The organism is Roseateles sp. FW301-B2 (genome assembly GCF_058788955.1).
The window spans coordinates 85,863-104,544 of sequence record NZ_JBYTBE010000007.1 but is presented as its reverse complement, the minus strand read 5'-3'; the positions used below and the strand labels follow the sequence as shown (position 1 = coordinate 104,544).

Sequence of the window (18,682 nt, the reverse complement as noted above, 5' to 3'; positions counted from 1 at the left end):
CAAGCCCGCCCGGGCAGCCGGGCGGGCTTTTTTTGTTGCGACACCCGTCACTTGATCTTGATGACGACCTTTCCCTTGGCTCGGCCGAGGGCCAGGTAGTCCAGGGCTTCCTTGGCCTGGTCGAACGGGAACACCTTGTCGATGACCGGTCGGATCCGTTCGGTCTGGAGCAGCTCAGCGATTTCTGCGAGCTGTTGGCCGTCAGGCCGCACGAAGAGGAAGGCGTAGTCGACGCCCTTCTTCCGGGACAGTTTGCGGATCTTGCGGCTCATCAGGCCGAACACAAACGTCAGGAAGAAGTTCAGCTTCTTCGTCTTTGCGAAGGCCGCATCCAGCGGGCCGATGAGCGAAACGATGCGGCTTCCCGGCTTCAGGATATCCAGCGACTTCTCGATGGCATCGCCCCGGACCGTGCCAAGCACGGCGTCGTAGTCGCGCAGCAGCTTCTCGAATTCCTGCTTCTTGTAGTCGACGATTTCATCGGCACCCAAGCCGCGAACGAACTCGACGTTGCCCGTACTGACCGTCGTCCCGACCTTGGCGCCGAGTTGGTGAGCCAGCTGGATCGCAAAGGTCCCGATGCCACCCGAGCCTGCGGGGATGAACACCTTCTGACCACGGCGCAGCTTGATACGTTCCTTCAACGCCTGCCAGGAGGTGAGCGCGACCATGGGGACGGACGCGGCCTGCACGAAGTCCAGCTTGGGCGGCTTCAGGGCGGCGGCGCTTTCCGGCACCGCGGCGAACTCTGCAATCGACCCCTTGCCCAGGTCAAAGAGGCTGGCGAAGACCTCGTCACCCGGCTTGAAGCGGGTCACACGGCTCCCGATCTCGACCACCACGCCGGCCAGATCGCTGCCCAGGATGGCCGGCAGCTTGAAATGCAGCACAGGTTTGAAGGTGCCGGCCGGGACCATGTTGTCGATGGGGTTCACGCCCGCAGCGTGAACTTGAACCAGCAACTCGTCGGGTTGCAGCGTGGGGCGGTCGACATCGGAGAACCCGATATCGGGCGACTTGCCGTAGCGCTTGAATGTGAGGGCTTTCATGTCTTCTTCCTTGTTCCTGGCGAACCCAGGGTCGTGGTCAATCGGGTCACAAGCCTCGCACTCAGGCGTGCGCACGCAGGCGCCGTGTGCGAAAGGTGCCCCAGCTACTGCCGAGCGCCGACTTCAGGAATGCCGCCAGGCCGCTCTCGGCCGGGCGTGGATCCTTGCCCTTGGCGATCCGTTTGAGCTGGCGCTCATACCAGAGCACCTCCATGATTCCCATGCGATCCACGGCCTTGAGACCCGTGCTGATTGGTCGGACCCGCTGTGCGCTGTCGCGCCCTTGCAGCAGTGCTGCGGGCGCGTCGGGGTCGATCGCCAGCAGCCGGGCCAGGCCCACCACATCCAGTGCACCGGTACGCAGCGCAGCGTTCATGCCGGCCGCCGTGCGGAAGCCACCGGTCACCATGAGCGGCAGCTTGGTCGTGGCGCGCGCCTTTTCCGCGAAGCCAAGGAAGTAGGCTTCCCGCGCTGCGGTGGAGGCCTTCTTCGGCTCCTGCATGGCGCCACTCATCGCAGGGGCTTCGTAAGTGCCGCCGGAGACCTCGATCAGGTCAATGCCAGCCTCCGCCAGCGCGCGAATCGTCGCAAGCGATTCCTCCTCGGTGAAACCACCGCGCTGGAAGTCGGCCGAGTTGAGCTTGATGCCCACCGGGAAATCCGCGCCAACCTGGCGGCGGATCTCGGCATAGACGGCCATCAGGAAGCGCCGGCGCTTCTCGGCCGTACCGCCCCATTCGTCGTCGCGACGGTTGTGATGGGGCGAGAGAAACTGGTTGATCAGGTAGCCATGCGCGGCGTGGATCTGGACACCACTGAACCCCGCCTTCTTGCAGATGGCCGCGCTGCGCCCAAAGCGCTCGATGATGTCCAGGATGTCATCGCTGCTGGCCTCGCGTGGGGTGTCGAAGAACGCCGCCATGTCCTCGCGGAAGGGGACGGCAGAGGGCGCGAGGTTGAACGCGTTCAAGCCCCGCGTCGACTGCTTGCCCGGATGGTTGAGTTGCGCCCACAGCGCCGATCCATGGGCTGTTGCCGCCTGCGTCCATTGCCTCAGCACCGGCATGTCGGACTCATCCTCGATCACGACGTTGCCGGGCTCGCCGAGCGCGCGCCGGTCGATCATCACATTGCCCGTGACGATCAGACCCAGACCCGAGGCGCCCCAGCGGCGATACAACCGCACAAGGCCATTCGTCGGACGGTTGTCGTAGGTGCCCAGCGTCTCGCTCATGGCCGCCTTGGCCAGACGATTGCGCAGCACGCTGCCGTTCGGCAGGTGCAAGGGCTGCTTCAGCAGATTGGATTCCATGGGCAACTCAGAAGGCCGTGCGCTCATAAGGCGAGATGATTTTGGGTGGCTGCAGGAATGCCGTCAGCCCCTGAAACCACATCACTTCCTGGAAGTCGCCGCTGATGACCATCTCCTTGCTACCCAGAGCCCGGAGGAAGGCGGCCTGGCTGTCCTTGGCCGACAGGATGGCGAATCCCCTGGCCGCGTCTTTGAAGCTGAACGTGAACTGGGGATTCGCGGCGAGCCCGGCAAAGGACCGGATGGCGCCGCCTTCGATCACGAAGGTGCGGCCTGCGCCCGAGGCAGTGCGGATCTGGAACACCAGGCGCTTGTTGGCGACGTAGCGCGCGCAGTCGGGCCGGCTGCGAATCTTGCGCTTGAGGATCTGGGCGAACGCCCACAACAGGAACTTGAACTTCAACATGAGGGGCAACCTTTAGAGAGCCGGCAAGGCGATGCGGACGACGGCGGTCGCCGCCATCACTCGCCGAGGAACTGGACCGCGTGACGCAGGAATCGCTGCGGGTACTGGAACTGCGCGGCGTGGCCCGCGTCGGGATAGATGAACAGCTGGGCGTTCGGCAGGTTGCGCGCCATGTAGAACGAGTTGGCCGTCGGGATCATCACGTCGTGCACGCCGTTGAGGATGAAGGTGGGCTGCTGGATGCCGCGCAGGTAGGCGAAGGGATCGTCTTCCGACCGCCTGGGCAGGTAATGCATATTGGCCTCGATCTGCGCCTTCGCGGCATCGGGTGAGGACGGCGGGTCTTGATCGACGCGCCGATGGCGCCGCTCCCAGAAGTCCCTTCCTGCTTGCGCCGCCGTCTCGGAGCGGCCGAAGAACAGATACAGGAAGTCTTCCAGGGTCGGCACCGGGTTGACGGCCGTGCCCAGCACGCGATGCTCCATCTCCGGATCACCGCCGCGCGGGCCCGTGCCCAGAAGCATCAGCTTGCGCACAAGCGTCGGATGACGCCAGGTCAGATCGAGCGCCTGGAAGCCTCCCAGCGAGAAGCCCAGCAGGTCGACCTGTTCCAGGCCCAGTGCACGAACGAAGGCCGCCGCATCGTCGGCCATGTCCTCGATGCGCGTGCGTGGTGCCCCATCAGAGGATGCGATGCCTCGACCGTTGTAGAGGATCACCTCCCGGCCTTCGGCCAGGCCATCCGTCATCAGCGGGTCCCAGTGGTCCATGCCGCCCCGGAAGTGTTGCAGCATCAGCAGCGGCGGCTGCCCAGCAGCCGCATTGCCCCAGCGCCGGTAGGCAAGCCGTGCGCCGTCGACGCTCACGAAACGGGTGGGTGCGGTGAGATGGGTGTCAGTCATGAGGGCCTCCGAAATCAATTCGCCAGGAAGGCCAGCGCCTTGGGCACGAAGTCCTCGTGATACTGGAAGATGCCACCGTGCCCTGCATCCGGGTAAATGATCAACTGGGCATTCGGCAGGCGCTTCGCCAGCTCATGCGAGTTGCGCGTGGGCACCATCCGGTCATCCTCACCATTGGCCACGAGCACCGGCTGCTTGATCACCGAGAGGTCGGCCGGCCGCTTCTGCCCCCAGGCACTGAGCGCCTGCAGTTGCGACACATAGGCCGAGATGGCGATCTCGCTGTCGCGCCGGTCGGTGCGCTCCTGCAATCGCTTCAGAAACGCCTTGCCGGCCTCGATGCCGTTCGGCGTGCGGGTGAAGAACAGGTACTGCTTCGGATCCTGGCCGGTCAGCGTGGCGCGAATCAGGTCGTAGTTCGCCACGCCGGCGACAGCGCTGATGCCCTCGCCTCCGGCAGGGCCCGTGCCTGCAAGAATCATCTTGCGAACCAGCTGTGAATCCTTCAGCACGATCTCCTGCGCGATCATTCCGCCCATCGAGAAGCCGAACAGGTCCACCTGCGTGAAGCCCTTGGCCTTGATGAAGCTGATGGCGTCGTCGGCCATCTGCTCGATGGTGTTGGCCGGCTTGCCGGTGGAGGAGCCGACACCTCGGTTGTCGAACGCGATCACGTGATGTTTCGCGGCGAGCCCGTCCACCACGCGCGGATCCCAGTTGTCCAGCACGGCAGCCAGGTGGACGAGAAGCACCACGGGCGTGCCGCCGTTTTGCTGCCCGAGCTCGCGGTAGGAGAAGCTCACATCGCCGGCCGTGACACTTTGCGTCGGCACGCTCTTCCATGTCGCCGGCTGCACATCGCTCGCCAAGGCGCTCGAAGAGGCCAGCACACCGGACAGTGCGAGCGCGTGGAGGATCGATTTCATCAGCTTGATAGGCATGACAGACTTCCGTTTGCGAGGGATGGGGGCTCAGGCCTGCTGGCGGTAGCGATCGGCCGCGCGGGCCTGCCGGACGTCAGACAGCAAGCCTTGGCGCGCGCCATCCAACGCGTCCCAGCGCTCGGCCACATGGAGCGGCGGGATCGTGACGAGTTCGCGGCGGTCGAAGCCGACCATGGCCGCATCGACCAGTTCCTCGACGTCCATGACTTCGGGGAGGGTGTTGATGTCAACGCCGGCACGCTCCCAGATCTCCGTGCGCGTCGCGGCCGGCAGCACCGCCTGCACATAGATGCCCCTGGGCGAGAGCTCCAGGTTCAAGCCCTGCGACAGGAACAGCACGAAGGCCTTGGTAGCACCGTAGATCGTCATGCCGAGTTCGGGTGCGAAGCCCACCACCGAGCCGATGTTGACGATGGTGCCGGTGCCGGCCTGTACCAGGCGTGGGGCAATGGCGGCCGCCAACCGGGTCAACGCCGTGGTGTTGAGGGCGATCAGCCTCTCGATGGCCTGCGCGCTTTGCTGGACAAAGCTGCCGGGCTGCGCCATGCCCGCGTTGTTGATCAGGATGCCGATGCGAGCGTCCTCGCGCAGGCGGGTTTCGACCGCCGCCAGGTCGCTCTGCTGCGTCAGGTCCGCCTGCAGCACGTCGACCGTGACCTTGTGCGCCTCCTGCAGGCGTGCTGCAAGCGCATCGAGCCGGGATTTGTCGCGGGCAACCAGAACCAGGTCGTGGCCACGCTTTGCAAAGCGCTCGGCGTAGACGGCGCCGATGCCGCTGGAGGCGCCGGTGATGAGGACGGTGGAAGGAGTGCTGGTCATGTTCATGAGTTCCTGAGCAGTGATGGCCGCTTGTCGAGTGAGTTCGACTTCCGGCGGGATTGGCTTGGCATGTATTAATGATGATGCTCGTAATCAAAAATGTCAAGATTTTGATTACGATCGACATCAATATAGAATCAACATCGACAAATGCATCACTCCAGGGCAAACAAGCGATGAGAGTCACCAAAGCGCAGGCGCAGGCGAATCGGGCGCACGTGGTGGAAACAGCTTCCCAGCTGTTTCGTGAACGCGGCTATGACGGCGTCGGCGTGGCCGACCTGATGGCCGCCGCCGGCTTCACCCACGGCGGCTTCTACAAGCAGTTCGGGTCCAAGACCGACCTGATCGCGGAATCGGCGGCCTGCGGCATCGCCCAGACAATTGCGCTGACAGGGGCCGGTGTAGAACTTGCTGAGTTCGTCAGGCAGTACCTGTCGCGCGAGCACCGTGACAGTCGTGGTACCGGCTGCACGATGGCCGCCTTGGGCGGGGACGCGGCACGTCAGCCCGATTCAGTCCGAAGCGCTTTTGCAACGGGCATAGAGAGCTTGGTGGCGGCATTGAGCCGCGGCGATGGCGCTGCGGCAGATTCCGCTGACGCGCGCCAGACGCGCGCCCAGGTCCTGGACATGCTCTCGCACGCCGTGGGAGCCCTCGTCATGTCGCGAGCCTGCCCGGACGACTCGCCCCTCGCCGACGAATTCCTCACGGTATGCCGTGACGCGATGCTTGGGATGCTGGTGGCAACTCCCGTAGCAGAGGCAGCTAAACCGGCGCGCTGACCGCGCCCCGCCCGTTCGTTCTGACACCTGCGTAGCGCGATGCCTCGGGGTGCAGACCAGTCGGCCAGCTTCCGACTACCCTTTTGACCGCGTAGAGAAAACGGCCTCATCCATTCTTACGCTCCAGCCCGCAGCACCTTGCTCAGGCGCGCGACCAGCGGCGCCATCTGCGCCACCGGCACCTGGGCATAGCCCAGCAGCAGGCCGCGCCAGGCCTGGGCGCGCGGCCCCATCGCCAGCTCGCTGAGCGCCGGCGCGACGATGCCGGCCCGCAGTGCCCGCGCACTGATGGCCACGTCATCAAGGCCGGCGCTGTCTGCAAAGCGCAGCGCCAGATGCATGCCGGCCGAGCCGCCGTGGACGCTGGCCAGATCACCCAACTCGCGCTCCAGCGCCGCCACCAGCGCGTCGCGGCGCTGGCGATAGAGCCGACGCATGCGGCGCAGGTGCAGGCCGAACTGGCCGCTGCGCAGGAACTCGGCCAGGGCCAGCTGATCGGCCATGCGGCCGCGCGGCTGGCTGCGCGCCAGCAGGCGCGCGAGCGCCTCGCACAGGCCCTCGGGCACCACCATGAAGCCGATGCGCAGGCCCGGGAACAGGGTCTTGCTGAAGGTGCCCAGGTAGAGCACCGGCGCGTCCGCCTGCAGGCCCTGCATGGCCGGCAGCGGTGGGCCGTCGTGGCGGAACTCGCTGTCGTAGTCGTCCTCGATGATCAGGCTACCGGCCTCGCGCGCATGGGCCAGCAGGGCCAGGCGCCGCTCCAGGCTCATCACCGCGCCGGTGGGGTATTGGTGCGAGGGCGTGGTGTAGATCAGGCGCGGGCGCTGGCGCCGCCAGTCCTGCGCGCGCGGCGCCATGCCCTGCTCGTCCACCGCGATGCCGATCAGCTTCAGCTGGGCGCCGCGCAGCGCCGTCTCGGCGCCGGCATAGCCGGGGCTCTCCAGCCAGGCCTTGTCGCCGGCATCGGCAAAAACGCGCGCGCACAGGTCCAGGCTGGCCTGCGTGCCGTCGGTGACGAAGACCTGCTGCGGCTCGCATTGCACGCCGCGCGAGGCGCGCAGATGCTCGGCGATCGCCTGGCGCAGCCCGGCCTCGCCGGCCGCGTCCGCATAGTTGAGCTGGGCCGGACCCAGGCCGCGCCAGCAACGCTCCAGCAGGCGTCGCCAGCGTTGGGTGGGGAAGTCGTCCAGCGCCGGCACGCCCGGTGCAAACGCCAGCGTGGTCTCCAGCACGGGGCCGGCGGCCAGCGCCGCCTCGGCGCGGCGCGAGAGTGGCCGCGCCAGTGGCCCGAGCGACCCGGACGCCCCGGGCGGACGCGTCTCCTTGGCCGGCGGGCGCAGCAGCTCGCTGACCCGGCTGCCGCGCCGGTCGGGTGCGATCAGCCCCTCGGTGGCGAGCTGTTCATAGGCATAGAGCACGGTGTTGCGCGCCACGCCCAACTCGCGCGCCAGCACCCGGCTAGCCTGCAGGCGCGTGCCCGGCGCCAGCACGCCGGCGCGGATGGCCGCGCGCAGCGCCTCGTGCAGGCGGCGCTGCATGGGGCCCTGCGGGCTGGCGAAGCGATCGATCAGCAGCTGGTACGTCATGGCCCCATGATATTGGCGATCGGTGGACCTTTTCATGGAACCAGCCTGGCACTACATTGCGCCCTCTTCCACGCAAGCAAACACCCGCACCTCAGCATGAAGCAAGCTCCCAGCGACCGCAGCCGCATCCGCCGCGTGGCCGAGAACGCCCGCTACGACAGCGCCACCCTGCACGCCATCATCGACGCGGCCTATCTGTGCCACCTCGCCTTTGCCGACGACAAGGGCCTGCACAGCATCCCGATGGCCTGCTGGCGCACGGGCGAGCACCTCTACATCCACGGCTCCAACGGCGGCCGCCTGATGAAGCAGCTGGCGGGGGGCGCGGCGGTGTGCATCAGCATCTGCCATCTGGACGGCCTGGTGCTGGCGCGCTCAGCCTTCAACCATTCGATGAACTACCGCTCGGCGGTGATTTACGGCCGCTTCGAGAAGGTCGAGGGCGAGGCAGACAAGCGCGCCGCGCTGGCCGCCTTCATGGACAAGCTCGCGCCGGGCCGCCAGGCCGAGATCCGGCCTGGCAACGAGCGCGAGTTCGCCGCCACCACGGTGCTGCGGATGGCATTGGCAGAGGCCGCTTGCAAGACGCGCAGCGGCGGCCCGGTGGACGATGAGGAAGACCTCGGGCTCGCGGTCTGGGCCGGCGTGCTGCCGCTGGCGCAGGTGCACGGCCAGCCGCAGGCCGATGGCGACGGCCACCAAGCCGTGCCGGCCTATGTGAGGGGCTGGGCATGAACCATACCCCCCTTTGGAGGGATAACATCGGCGCAGTCCCTGCCCCGCCCCTCCACGATGCAACTCGCCGGCTATCAACTGACAGGCATTCTCTACACCGGCGGTGAAACCACGGTGGCCACGGCGCAGTCACCGCAGGGCGAGCGCGTGGCGCTCAAATACCCCGAAAGCGAGCAGCCGGCGCCGGCCCTGAATGCGCGTTGGCGCCATGAGTACGGCATGCTGCGGGCGATCGATTCGCCCTGGGTCATCAAGGCGCTTGGCCTGCATGAGGTGGGTCACCGGCTGGTGCTGGTGCTGGAGAACTTTTCGCCCCTTAATCTGAGCCAGGTGATCGAGCAGGGCCTGCTGGACCTCGGCGAGCGTCTCGGTCTGGCGATGCAGCTGACGCAGGCGCTCAGCGCCGTGCACCAGGCCCGCCTCATCCATGGCGACATCGCGCCCAAGAATGTGCTGGTGGACCTGGCCAGCCTGCAACTCAAGCTCTGCGACTTTGCGCTCTCGACGCGGCTGGCGCATGGCCAGACGCAGCCGGCCGGCGGCGGCCTGCGCGGCACGCTGGACTACATCGCACCCGAGCAGACCGGGCGTACCAATCTGGAAGTGGACTACCGCAGCGACTTCTACTCGCTGGGCGTGAGCCTGTACGAACTGTTCAGCGGCCACAAGCCCTTCCAGCTGAGCGATCCGATCGCCCTGCTGCATGCCCAGGTGGCACTCATGCCGCCACCGCTGGACCAGCTCGGCCACGGCGTGCCCGCGCCACTGGCCGCCATCGTGCAGAAGCTGCTCGCCAAGTACCCGGACGACCGCTACCAGAGCAGCTATGGCCTGCTGAAGGACTTGCAACGCTGCGCCGAGCAATGGCAGCAGCAGCGCCGCATCGAGGCCTTTGCGCTCGCCAGCGAGGACATCCCGGAGCGCTTCTGCGTCTCGCAGAAGCTCTATGGCCGCGCCGCCGATGTGCTGACGCTGCGCGAGGCCTTTGCGCGCGCCAGCGCCGGCCATGCCGAGCTGCTGCTGATCGGGGGCAGTGCGGGCGTGGGCAAGACCGCGCTGGCGGCGGAACTGCATCGGCCCGTGGTCGCGCAAAGGGGCTATTTCCTGCGCGGCAAGTGCGACCAATACAGCCACCAGCAGCCCTATGCCGCGCTCAGCCAGGCCTTCCAGCTGCTGATGCAGCAGCTCGCCAGCGAGGGCGCCGAGCGCCGTCGCTACTGGCAGGCCAGCCTGGGCAAGGCGCTGGGTGACGCGGCCGCCGCGGTGGCCGCCATCGTGCCCGGCCTGAGCCTGCTGATCGGCACGCCGGCGCCGCTGACGCCGCTGCCGGTGGCCGAACATGAACAGCGCTTTCACCTCGCCTTCGCCCGCTTCGTCAAGGCGCTGGCCGCGCCGGCCCATCCGCTGCTGCTCTTCATCGACGATCTGCAATGGGTCGATGCGCCCAGCCTGCGCCTGCTGCGCCGGCTCATCAATGCCGACGAGGCCGGCGCCTGCCTGCTGGTGGTGGGCGCCTACCGCGACAACGAAGTGGACGCGGCCCACCCGCTGGCACAGCTGCTGGAGCAGCAGCGCCAGCTGGGCACGGCGCTGCAGCAGCTGACGCTCCAGCCCCTCGGCCTGCCTGAGGTGCAGGCCCTGCTGGCCGACACCTTGCGGGCCGAGGGCCAACGCGTCGCGCCACTGGCCGCGCTGTGCCTGGAAAAGACCCGCGGCAACCCCTTCTTCCTCGGCCAGTTCCTGCGCAGCCTGCATGTCCATGGCGACCTGCACTACCAGCGCGCCCAGGGCGCCTGGCAGTGGGACATCGAGCAGATCGCCCGGCGCGGCATGACCGACAACGTCGTCACCCTGATGCTGGAGCGCCTGCGCGGCCTGCCCGCGGCCACCCAGACGCTGCTGACCCGCGCCGCCCAGCTGGGCGACAGCTTCTGCCTGCGCGAGCTGATGGCGCTGCTGCAGGCCGACGCCGGCAGTACCGCGGCGATGCTCTGGCCGGCCCTGGAGGCCGGCCTGCTGCTGCCCATGGATGAGGACTACAAGTTCGAGCACAGCCCGGCCCTGCTGGAAGCGGCGCGCTACCGCTTCCTGCACGACCGCGTGCAGCAGGCCGCGCATGAGCTCACGCCCGAGCCCGAGCGCCAGGCCATGCTGCTGCATTGCGGGCGCCAGCTGCTGGCCTGCAGCCCGGGCGCGCTGCTGGACGAGCGGCTCTTCAACATCGTCGACTGCCTCAACCAGGCGCTGGCGCTGATCAGCGCCGCCGATGAGCGCGCGCTGTTGCTGCGCCTGAACGTGCAGGCGGGCCTGCGCGCCAAGAACGCCTCGGCCCATGGCGCTGCCGTGGCCCTGCTGCGCCAGGCGCGCGCGCTGCTGCCCGAGCAGGCCTGGCAGCACGCACCCGACGAGACGCTGGCGCTGTTCACCGCGCTGGCCGAGGCCGAGTACCTGGCCGGCCATTTCGATGCCGCCGAGCGGCTCTACCCCGAGGTGATGGCGGCCTGCCCGCTGCGGCTGGGCCGGGTCAGCATCTGCCTGGTGCAGGCCGACCAATACCATATCCAGGGCCGCTTTGCCGACGCCTTCCCGGTGCTGCTGCAGGCCATGGCCCTGCTGGGCCAGCCCTTCCCGGCCAGCGAGGAAGAGGCGCAGGCGCTGTTCCCCGCCGAGTTCGAGCGCACCGAGGCGCTGCTGCAGCGGCTCGGCCCATCCGCCCTGCTGCAGGCGGCCGAGATGCAGGCGCCCGAGCGCCTGATGGAAATGCGCGTCTACTACGCGCTCTCCTACGCCAGCTACCAGACCGGGCGCTTCGCCGCCTTCGTGCTGGACGCCTGCCGCATGGTGCAGACCACGCTCGCCCATGGGCAGGGCGACCTCAGCTGCATCGCCTATGTGGCCTACCTCACCGCCATGTCGGTGATGCACCGGCCCTATACCCAGTGCCATGCGCTGGGGCGGCTGGCCATGCGGCTGGCCGAGCAGCGCGGCGGCCCCTATTACCGCATCACCGTCTACCAGTATTTCTCGGCCTTCTACCAGCATTGGGGCGAGCCCCTGGCCGAGGCCATCGCCCAGGTGGAGCTGGGCCTGGAGCTGGGCCAGGGCGGGGTGAACCCGCTCGCTGCCGGCTATTGCGCGCTGCTGGGCGCGGTCAACCGCTTCGCCCTGGGCGAGGAGTTGGCGCAGCTGGAAGCGCGTTGCCAGCAAGGCCTGCGCTTTCTGCAAAAGACCCGCCAGCCCAATACCGAGCTGATGCTGCGCCACGGCGTGCTGCAACCCCTGCTGGCCTTGCGCGGCAAGACCCTCGGCGCCCACAGCTTCGACACCGAGGACAGCGCCAGCAGCACCCTGTTCGCCGATGCGGCGCCCTCGATTCCGCTGGCGCTCTACAGCGCCGCCATGCTGCGCCACGCCTATCTGATGGGCGACCGGGCGCAGTGGCAGGCCTGCGTGGCACGCCAGGCGGTGATAGGCATGTGCCTGCCCGACAGCCCCTCGATGGTGGAGGCCTGCTTCTACACCGCCCTGGGCCAGCTGCGCCCGGGCTTTGTGGACGCCGCGCAGCAGGCCGAGGCCGTGCTGGCCGCCGAGCAGCAACTGGCGCGTTTCGCCGGCTGGGCCGAGGGCTGCGCCGCCAACTTCCACCACAAGCAGGCGCTGATCGCCGCCGAGCTGGCGCGCGTGCGCGGCGAGGAGCGCGCCGCCATGGACTTCTATGCCCAGGCCATCGACGCCGCGGCCGCGGCCGGCTTCATCGCCTGCGAAGCCCTGGCCAACGAGCTCTATGCCGAGTTCTGGGCCGCGCAACAGCAAAGGCAGCTGAGCAGCAACTTCATCCGCGAGGCGCATTACCACTACCGCCGCTGGGGCGCGCTGGTGAAGTGCCTGCAGCTGGAGGCGCGCTGGCCGCACATCAGCTTCGGCCAGCCGCGCCCGTCCGGCGGCTCTGGCGGCTCGGCGGGCCGCAGTCGCAGTAGCGGCAGCAGCTACCGCGACTCGCTGGAGCCGGGCGCCAGCCTGGACCTGCATTCCCTGCTCAAGGCCAACCAGCTGCTGGCACAGGAAATCCATCTCGACACCTTGCTGCCGCAGATGCTGGGCGTGCTGCTGGAGCATGCCGGTGCCGAGTTCGGCGCCATCGTGCTCGACGAGGACGAAAGCCTGGTGGTCGAGGTAATGGGGGCGATGGCGCCCGAGCAGCAAGGTGACATGCAGCGTCTGTGCATGCCCCTGGAAGAGCTGGGCGAGGCCGGCCAGCAGATGCTGCCCGCGGGCCTGATCGAATACGTCAGGCTGACGCGCCGCACCCTGGTGCTGAACCGCCCCGCCGAGGACGAACGCTTCTCCCACAGCGCCTGCCTGCAGCGGCGCCAGATCAAGTCCCTGGTGTGCCTGCCGGTGCTCAGCCAGGGCAAGCCGGTGGCCCTGGTCTATCTGGAAAACAACCAGCTCGAGAACGCCTTCACCACCCAGCATCTGCAGACCCTGGAACTGCTCAGCAGCCAGGCAGCGATCTCGCTGGTGAATGCCAGGCTGTACGAGAGCCTGGAGCACAAGGTGGCGCAGCGCACCGAGGAGCTGCGCCAGATGAGCATGAAGGATGGGCTCACCGGCATCGCCAACCGCCGCGCCTTCGACGAGCGCCTGGCGCTGGAGTGGCGACGCAGCCAGCGCCAGGGCTCGCCGCTGTCGCTGCTGATGGTCGACATCGATCACTTCAAGCAATACAACGATTGCTATGGCCACCTCGAGGGCGACCGCTGCATCCGCGCCGTGGCGTCAGTGCTCAGCGAGGTGGCGGGCCGCGGCGGCGACCTGGTGGCACGCTATGGCGGCGAGGAATTCGCGCTGCTGCTGCCCGACACCGACGCCCCGGCCGCGGCGCGCCTGGCGCAGGCCTGCCTGGACGCCACCGAACTGCTGGCCATGCCGCATGCGCAGTCGCTGGCCGGCCCGCTGGTGAGCATCAGCCTGGGCTGCGCAACCCTGGTGGCAACGCCACTGAGCAGCCCCGAGCATTTGCTGGGGCAGGCCGATGCCGCGCTCTACCAGGCCAAGCGCGCCGGCCGGCGGCGCTGGCAGCACCACGCCGACGCCGCTTGATCGGCACCTGCGTGGTGAGCCCGCGGCGCTCAGCTACACATTGCGCAACTCGCGCAGCGCCACGGAGAGCATCGCCAGGTCGGCGCCCTTGGCCTCGGCCAGCTCGGCCAAGAGGCGTTGCGAACGTTCCAGCGCCGCGGCCTTGTCGTGCTCCCAGGCCGCCAGGCGGGCGCTCGCACCGCCCGCGCCGCCCATCAAGACCTGTTGCGCAATGTCGCGCCGCAGGCCCCAGAGGTCGTCGCCCAGCGCGGCCTTGGCCAGGGCCTGCCAGTAGCTGCCGGCCGGCAGGGCCTCGATCTGCTGGCGCAGCCGCGCCAGGCCCAGGCGACGCTCCACCTCGGCATGCACCTCGGCCACCTCGGCCACATCGCGTTGCAGGGCATCGGCCAGCTCGGCGATGTCGAGCGCGGCATACAGCCCCTCGGCGCTGGCCACGCGCTGCGCCAGCGCCGCCGGCACGCCGGCCGCCACCCAGGCCTGGGCCAGGGGCGAGGCCTCGGCCTGCGCGGCCAGCTGCGTGCGCAGGGCCTGCACCGCCGGCGTGAAGCGCGCGATGGTCTGCTCCAGCGGCTCGGCCAGCCGGCGCGAGCGCAGGAACCAGGCGGTGGCGCGCGCGGTCAGGCGGCCCTCCTCGATCAGCAGCTCGGACTGCACCGCGTCGGCGACACGGTTGTCCAGCGCCTCGACCTGCTGCCACAACTCCACATGGCCCATCACCTCGCGCGTAGCCAGGTAGGCGCGCACCACCTGGGCGGGGCGCATGCCGGTGGCGTCGGCCAGGCGGTGCACAAAGGTCGAGCCGACGCGGTTCACCATGCTGTTGAGCACATGGGTGGCGATGATCTCGCGCTTGAGCGGATGGCGCGCGATATGGGCGCCAAAGCGCTCGCGCAGCTGGGCCGGGAAGTAGCGGTACAGCGCGGTGCTGATCCAGGCGTCCTCGGGCAGTTCGGAGGCCACGATCTCGTCGAACAGCCACATCTTGCAATAGGCCAGCAGCACCGCGCGCTCGGGCGTGGTGAGGCCTACGCCGCGCGCCTTGCGCTCGACGATCTCCTCGTCGCTGGGCAGGAACTCGATGGCGCGATTCAGACGCCCGGCCTTCTCCAGGAAGCGGATGAAGCGCGCCTCCTCGTCCAGCAGGGCCACGCCCAGGCGGCCGGTGACCGAGAGCGCCTGGGTCTGGAAGTAGTTGTCGCGCAGCACCAGCGCGGCCACCTCGTCGGTCATCTCGGCCAGCACGTTGTTGCGCTGCTTCTCGGTGATCTCGCCGTCGGCGCTCGCCAGGCCCAAGAGGATCTTGATGTTGACCTCGTGGTCGGAGGTATCGACGCCGGCCGAGTTGTCGATCGCATCGGTGTTGAGCGCCACGCCATGGCTGGCGGCCTCGATGCGGCCGCGCTGGGTGAAGCCCAGATTGCCGCCCTCGCCCACCACCTTGCAGCGTAGCTCGCAACCATTGATGCGCAGCGCGTCATTGGCGCGGTCGCCCACCTCGGCATGGCTCTCGCTGCTGGCCTTCACATAGGTGCCGATGCCGCCGTTGTAGAGCAGGTCCACCGGCGCCCGCAGGATGGCGCTGAGCAGTTCGTTGGGCGCGAGGCGTTCGGCGTCGATGCCCAGCGCCGCACGCGCCTGCGGCGAGATCGGGATGGATTTCTCGGAACGCGACCAGACCCCGCCGCCGGCCGAGATCAGCGCGGTGTCGTAGTCGGCCCAGGAGGAACGCGGCAGCTTGAAGAGGCGCTCGCGCTCGGCAAAGGAGCGCGCCGCATCAGGGCTCGGATCGATGAAGACATGGCGATGGTCAAAGGCCGCCAGCAGCCGGATATGGCGCGACAGCAGCATGCCGTTGCCGAACACATCGCCCGACATATCGCCCACGCCGACGACCGTGAAGTCGCTGCTCTGGATGTCCTGGCCGCGCTCGCGGAAACAGCGCTTCACGCTCTCCCAGGCGCCACGTGCGGTGATGCCCATGGCCTTGTGGTCGTAGCCGACGCTGCCGCCCGAGGCAAAGGCGTCGCCCAGCCAATGGCCGTATTCCTTGCTCACCGCATTGGCGTAATCGCTGAAGGTGGCCGTGCCCTTGTCGGCCGCCACCACCAGATAGGGGTCGTCGCCGTCCAGGCGCCGCACCTGGGGCGGCGGCACCAGGGCCGTGCCGGCCAGGTTGTCGGTGAGGTCCAGCAGGCCGCGCAGATAGTCCTGGTAGCAGGCCACGCCTTCTTTGAGGTAGGCGTCGCGCTCGCTCGCCGGCGGTGCCTTCTTCAGCACAAAGCCGCCCTTGGAGCCCACCGGCACGATCACCGTGTTCTTCACCATCTGCGCCTTCACCAGGCCCAGCACCTCGGTACGGAAGTCTTCCGGGCGGTCCGACCAGCGCAGGCCGCCGCGCGCCACCTTGCCGCCGCGCAGGTGGATGCCCTCGAAGCGCGGCGAGTAGACGAAGATCTCGTACAGCGGCTTGGGCTCGGGCAGGCCCGGCACCTTGGCCGACTCGAGCTTGAAGCTCAAGAAGCTGCGGCGCGGCCCGGCGGCACCGCTGTGGCCGGTGCCGGTGCGCCAGAAGTTGGTGCGCAGGGTGGCCTTCATCAGCGCCAGCAGCTGGCGCAGCACGCGGTCCTCGGAGAGGTTGCTGACGCGGTCCAGCGCCTGCTCGATCGCATTCACCTGCGATTGCGCGCCCTGCTCATCGGCCGTGGCGGGATCGAAGCGCAGCTTGAACAGCGCCACCAGCATGCGAGCCAGATGCGGGTGCGCACCCAGCGTGGCCTCGATGGCGCCCTGCGAGAGCGCAAAGCCGATCTGCTTGAGGTACTTGGCATAGGCGCGCAGCACCACGATCTCGTCGGCCGCCAGTGCGCCACGCAGCACCAGGCGGTTGAAGTCGTCGTTCTCCACCTCGCCGCGGAACACGCGCGCAAAGCAGTCCTCGAACAGGCTGGCCAGCAACTCGGGCTCGAACTCCTCGTTGAGCTGGGCCTGCAGCTCGAAGTCGTGCAGCGAGATGGCCCCGCCCTTTTCGTTGATTCGGTAGTTCTGCTCGCCCAGCACACGCACGCCCATATGCTCCAGCATCGGCAGGCTGTCGGACAGCACGATGGCCTCGCCCAGGCGGTAGACCTTGAAACCCAGGGCGTTGGCGGCCGCACCCAGCGGCCGGTAGAAGGCCAGGGCCAGCGGCGCCTCGGGGGTCAGCGCGGCCATCTTGCGCACGTCCGGCACGGCCGCACGCGCGCTCACGCGCTCGCGGTACTCGGGCGGGAAGGCGCCGCTCCATTGCTTGAACAGCGCGATGCCGCGCGCGTCGCCCTCGGCCTCGATGAGGGCATCGCGCAGCTGGTCGCCCCAGCGGCGCGCGGCCTCGGCCAGGCGCAGCTCCAGCTCGCGCTGGTCGACCGCCGGCACCTGGCCCGGCGTGGTGCGCACGTAGAAGTGGATGCGCGCCAGCACGGTGTCGCTGAGCAGCACATTGAAGTCGGCGTTGACGCCCGCAAAAGCCTCCATCAGGATGGCCTGGAACTTGATGCGCAGATCGGTCGCATAGGCCTCGCGCGGCACATAGACCAGGCAGGAGACGAAGCGGTCGAAGGGATCGCGGCGCAGGAACAGGCGCAGGCGCTGGCGTTCGCCCAGCGAGAGGATGCCCAGCGCGGTTTCGTAGAGCTCGTCGTCGGCGATCTGGAACAGCTCGTCGCGCGGATAGGTTTCGAGGATGTGGTGCAGCGCCTTGGCCAGATGGCCGCCCGGCGGCAGGCCGGCGCGCTCGGCGATCGCGCCCACCTTGTCGCGCAGCAACGGCGTCTCGGACACGCGCGCGCTGTAGGCGGTGGAGGTGAAGAGGCCCAGGAAGCGGTGCTCGCCCACCACCCGGCCCTGCGCGTCGTAGCGCTTCACGCCGATGTAGTCGGTATAGCCGGGCCGGTGCACGGTGGAGCGGGTGTTGGCCTTGGTGACCACCAGCGGCGGCGTGGGCGCACGCGCCAGCGCGCGCGCATTCGCGGGCAGCACGGTGATGCTGCCACTGCGCTGCTCGGCCTCGCTCTCGCGCAGCACGCCCAGGCCGCTGCCGGGCACCAGGCGCAGCGCATCGGCGCCCTGCTCCTCCACCAGCTCATGTTGGCGGTAGCCCAGCAGGGTCAGGTGTTCGTCGGCCAGCCATTCCAGGAAGGCGCGGCTCTCCGCCACCTGGGCGTTGGGCAGCACCTGCTCGAGCGGGGCCAGCTCGGCGGCGGCCGCGCGCAGGCGTGCCAGCATGGGCTGCCAGTCCTCCACCGCGGCGCGCACATCGGCCAGCACGCGCTCGATGCCGGCCGCCAGTTCGGCGCGCTGCTGCGGATCGACCAGGCGGTCGACCTCGATATACATCCACGATTCGCGCCCGTCCTGCGGCGCCTGGGCGCGCGCCTGCAGCGCCGTCAGCGCGCCGTCGGCGGCGCGCTGCACCGCGAAGATCGGGTGGACGATCAGGTGCAGGGTCAGGCCCTGGCGGTTGATCTCGGCCGAGGCGGAGTCGACCAGAAACGGCATGTCGTCGTTGACGATCTCGATCACCGAATGGCGCGAACTCCAGCCATGCTCGGCCATGGTGGGGCTGAACACCCGCACCTTGGGCCGCCCGGCCGCGCGCGCGGCGCCGAACTGCCAGTGCGAGAGCAAGGCGCCGCAGAGGTCCTCGTTGCGGCGCTCGGCCCAGTCTTCGGCATCGAACTGGCGGAAGCAGCCGCGCGCGAAATTCTCCAGCATGGCGTGCTGATCGGCGGGCAGGCGCTCGCAGGCCATGGCCAGCACGGCCTCCATGCGTTCGTGGTGCGCGGTCTCGGTGGCGTCATTCATCAACTTGTCTCCTTGGGCCTAGTCAGCCCGTTGCCTGTGCCGGTTTTGCCGGCTTGTCGGCCAAGTATCCCAAGCCTGCCACAGGCGGCCAAGCTCGGGGCGCGGCAGCGCCAAATTCTGTTCGGCGCATGCCGCTGTTGTTGCTACAGCGCTAGGGCCTGTTAACACTACGTCTGCCTGTGCGAGCGGGGCTGAAAGGGCC

At 68.4% G+C, this 18,682-nt stretch carries 11 protein-coding genes; 3 read left to right on the top strand and 8 right to left on the bottom strand.

Annotated elements, in window-relative coordinates:
- Positions 1-47 precede the first annotated feature (47 nt).
- From AC3WQY_RS07175 to AC3WQY_RS07150, 6 genes are all read right to left on the bottom strand, one after another.
- Positions 48-1,049: an NADP-dependent oxidoreductase gene (locus AC3WQY_RS07175; protein WP_492707018.1), complete on the bottom strand. Its 1,002-nt coding sequence runs from the start codon at positions 1,047-1,049 to the stop codon at positions 48-50.
- Positions 1,050-1,110: 61 nt separating this feature from the next.
- Complete coding sequence (locus AC3WQY_RS07170; RefSeq protein WP_492707016.1) at positions 1,111-2,361, bottom strand: NADH:flavin oxidoreductase/NADH oxidase family protein; 1,251 nt, start codon at positions 2,359-2,361, stop codon at positions 1,111-1,113.
- Between the two features lie 7 nt (positions 2,362-2,368).
- Positions 2,369-2,767, bottom strand: coding sequence for a helicase (locus AC3WQY_RS07165; RefSeq protein ID WP_492707014.1), 399 nt, complete (start codon positions 2,765-2,767; stop codon positions 2,369-2,371).
- 56 nt (positions 2,768-2,823) lie between these two features.
- Positions 2,824-3,669 (bottom strand): alpha/beta fold hydrolase, encoded by an 846-nt coding sequence (locus AC3WQY_RS07160; RefSeq protein WP_492707012.1) that lies wholly within the window; start codon positions 3,667-3,669, stop codon positions 2,824-2,826.
- A 14-nt stretch (positions 3,670-3,683) separates the two neighbouring features.
- Complete coding sequence (locus AC3WQY_RS07155; protein ID WP_492707010.1) at positions 3,684-4,610, bottom strand: alpha/beta fold hydrolase; 927 nt, start codon at positions 4,608-4,610, stop codon at positions 3,684-3,686.
- A gap of 30 nt (positions 4,611-4,640) precedes the next feature.
- Entirely contained in the window at positions 4,641-5,432 is a 792-nt protein-coding gene (locus AC3WQY_RS07150; RefSeq protein ID WP_492707089.1) for an SDR family NAD(P)-dependent oxidoreductase, read from the bottom strand.
- 176 nt (positions 5,433-5,608) lie between these two features.
- Between AC3WQY_RS07150 and AC3WQY_RS07145 the strand changes: the two genes are divergently transcribed.
- On the top strand, positions 5,609-6,217 hold the full coding sequence (locus tag AC3WQY_RS07145) for a TetR/AcrR family transcriptional regulator (protein ID WP_492707087.1): 609 nt from the start codon (positions 5,609-5,611) through the stop codon (positions 6,215-6,217).
- A gap of 116 nt (positions 6,218-6,333) precedes the next feature.
- Here the strand turns inward: AC3WQY_RS07145 and pdxR are convergent, their stop codons facing one another.
- The gene (gene pdxR, locus AC3WQY_RS07140; protein ID WP_492707008.1) at positions 6,334-7,803 is read right to left on the bottom strand and encodes a MocR-like pyridoxine biosynthesis transcription factor PdxR; all 1,470 of its coding nucleotides are present in this window, start codon (positions 7,801-7,803) and stop codon (positions 6,334-6,336) included.
- 96 nt (positions 7,804-7,899) lie between these two features.
- On the opposite strand from pdxR, the gene AC3WQY_RS07135 reads away from it, so the two are divergent.
- Both AC3WQY_RS07135 and AC3WQY_RS07130 read left to right on the top strand, forming a co-directional pair.
- Entirely contained in the window at positions 7,900-8,538 is a 639-nt protein-coding gene (locus AC3WQY_RS07135) for a pyridoxamine 5'-phosphate oxidase family protein (protein WP_492707006.1), read from the top strand.
- 57 nt (positions 8,539-8,595) lie between these two features.
- Positions 8,596-13,641 carry a diguanylate cyclase domain-containing protein gene (locus tag AC3WQY_RS07130; RefSeq protein ID WP_492707004.1) on the top strand — a complete coding sequence of 1,682 codons (5,046 nt, stop codon included), beginning with the start codon at positions 8,596-8,598 and terminating at the stop codon, positions 13,639-13,641.
- Positions 13,642-13,674: 33 nt separating this feature from the next.
- Here AC3WQY_RS07130 and AC3WQY_RS07125 read toward each other — a convergent pair whose 3' ends face one another.
- Positions 13,675-18,480 (bottom strand): NAD-glutamate dehydrogenase, encoded by a 4,806-nt coding sequence (locus tag AC3WQY_RS07125; protein ID WP_492707002.1) that lies wholly within the window; start codon positions 18,478-18,480, stop codon positions 13,675-13,677.
- Positions 18,481-18,682: the final 202 nt, after the last annotated feature.

Excerpts from the sequence above, each read along its gene's own strand:
- AC3WQY_RS07175 (WP_492707018.1), bottom strand. The coding sequence starts at position 1,049 with ATGAAAGCCCTCACATTCAAGCGCTACGGCAAGTCGCCCGATATCGGG.
- AC3WQY_RS07170 (WP_492707016.1), bottom strand. The coding sequence starts at position 2,361 with ATGGAATCCAATCTGCTGAAGCAGCCCTTGCACCTGCCGAACGGCAGC.
- AC3WQY_RS07165 (WP_492707014.1), bottom strand. The coding sequence starts at position 2,767 with ATGTTGAAGTTCAAGTTCCTGTTGTGGGCGTTCGCCCAGATCCTCAAG.
- AC3WQY_RS07160 (WP_492707012.1), bottom strand. The coding sequence starts at position 3,669 with ATGACTGACACCCATCTCACCGCACCCACCCGTTTCGTGAGCGTCGAC.
- AC3WQY_RS07155 (WP_492707010.1), bottom strand. The coding sequence starts at position 4,610 with ATGCCTATCAAGCTGATGAAATCGATCCTCCACGCGCTCGCACTGTCC.
- AC3WQY_RS07150 (WP_492707089.1), bottom strand. The coding sequence starts at position 5,432 with ATGACCAGCACTCCTTCCACCGTCCTCATCACCGGCGCCTCCAGCGGC.
- AC3WQY_RS07145 (WP_492707087.1), top strand. The coding sequence starts at position 5,609 with ATGAGAGTCACCAAAGCGCAGGCGCAGGCGAATCGGGCGCACGTGGTG.
- pdxR (WP_492707008.1), bottom strand. The coding sequence starts at position 7,803 with ATGACGTACCAGCTGCTGATCGATCGCTTCGCCAGCCCGCAGGGCCCC.
- AC3WQY_RS07135 (WP_492707006.1), top strand. The coding sequence starts at position 7,900 with ATGAAGCAAGCTCCCAGCGACCGCAGCCGCATCCGCCGCGTGGCCGAG.
- AC3WQY_RS07130 (WP_492707004.1), top strand. The coding sequence starts at position 8,596 with ATGCAACTCGCCGGCTATCAACTGACAGGCATTCTCTACACCGGCGGT.
- AC3WQY_RS07125 (WP_492707002.1), bottom strand. The coding sequence starts at position 18,480 with ATGAATGACGCCACCGAGACCGCGCACCACGAACGCATGGAGGCCGTG.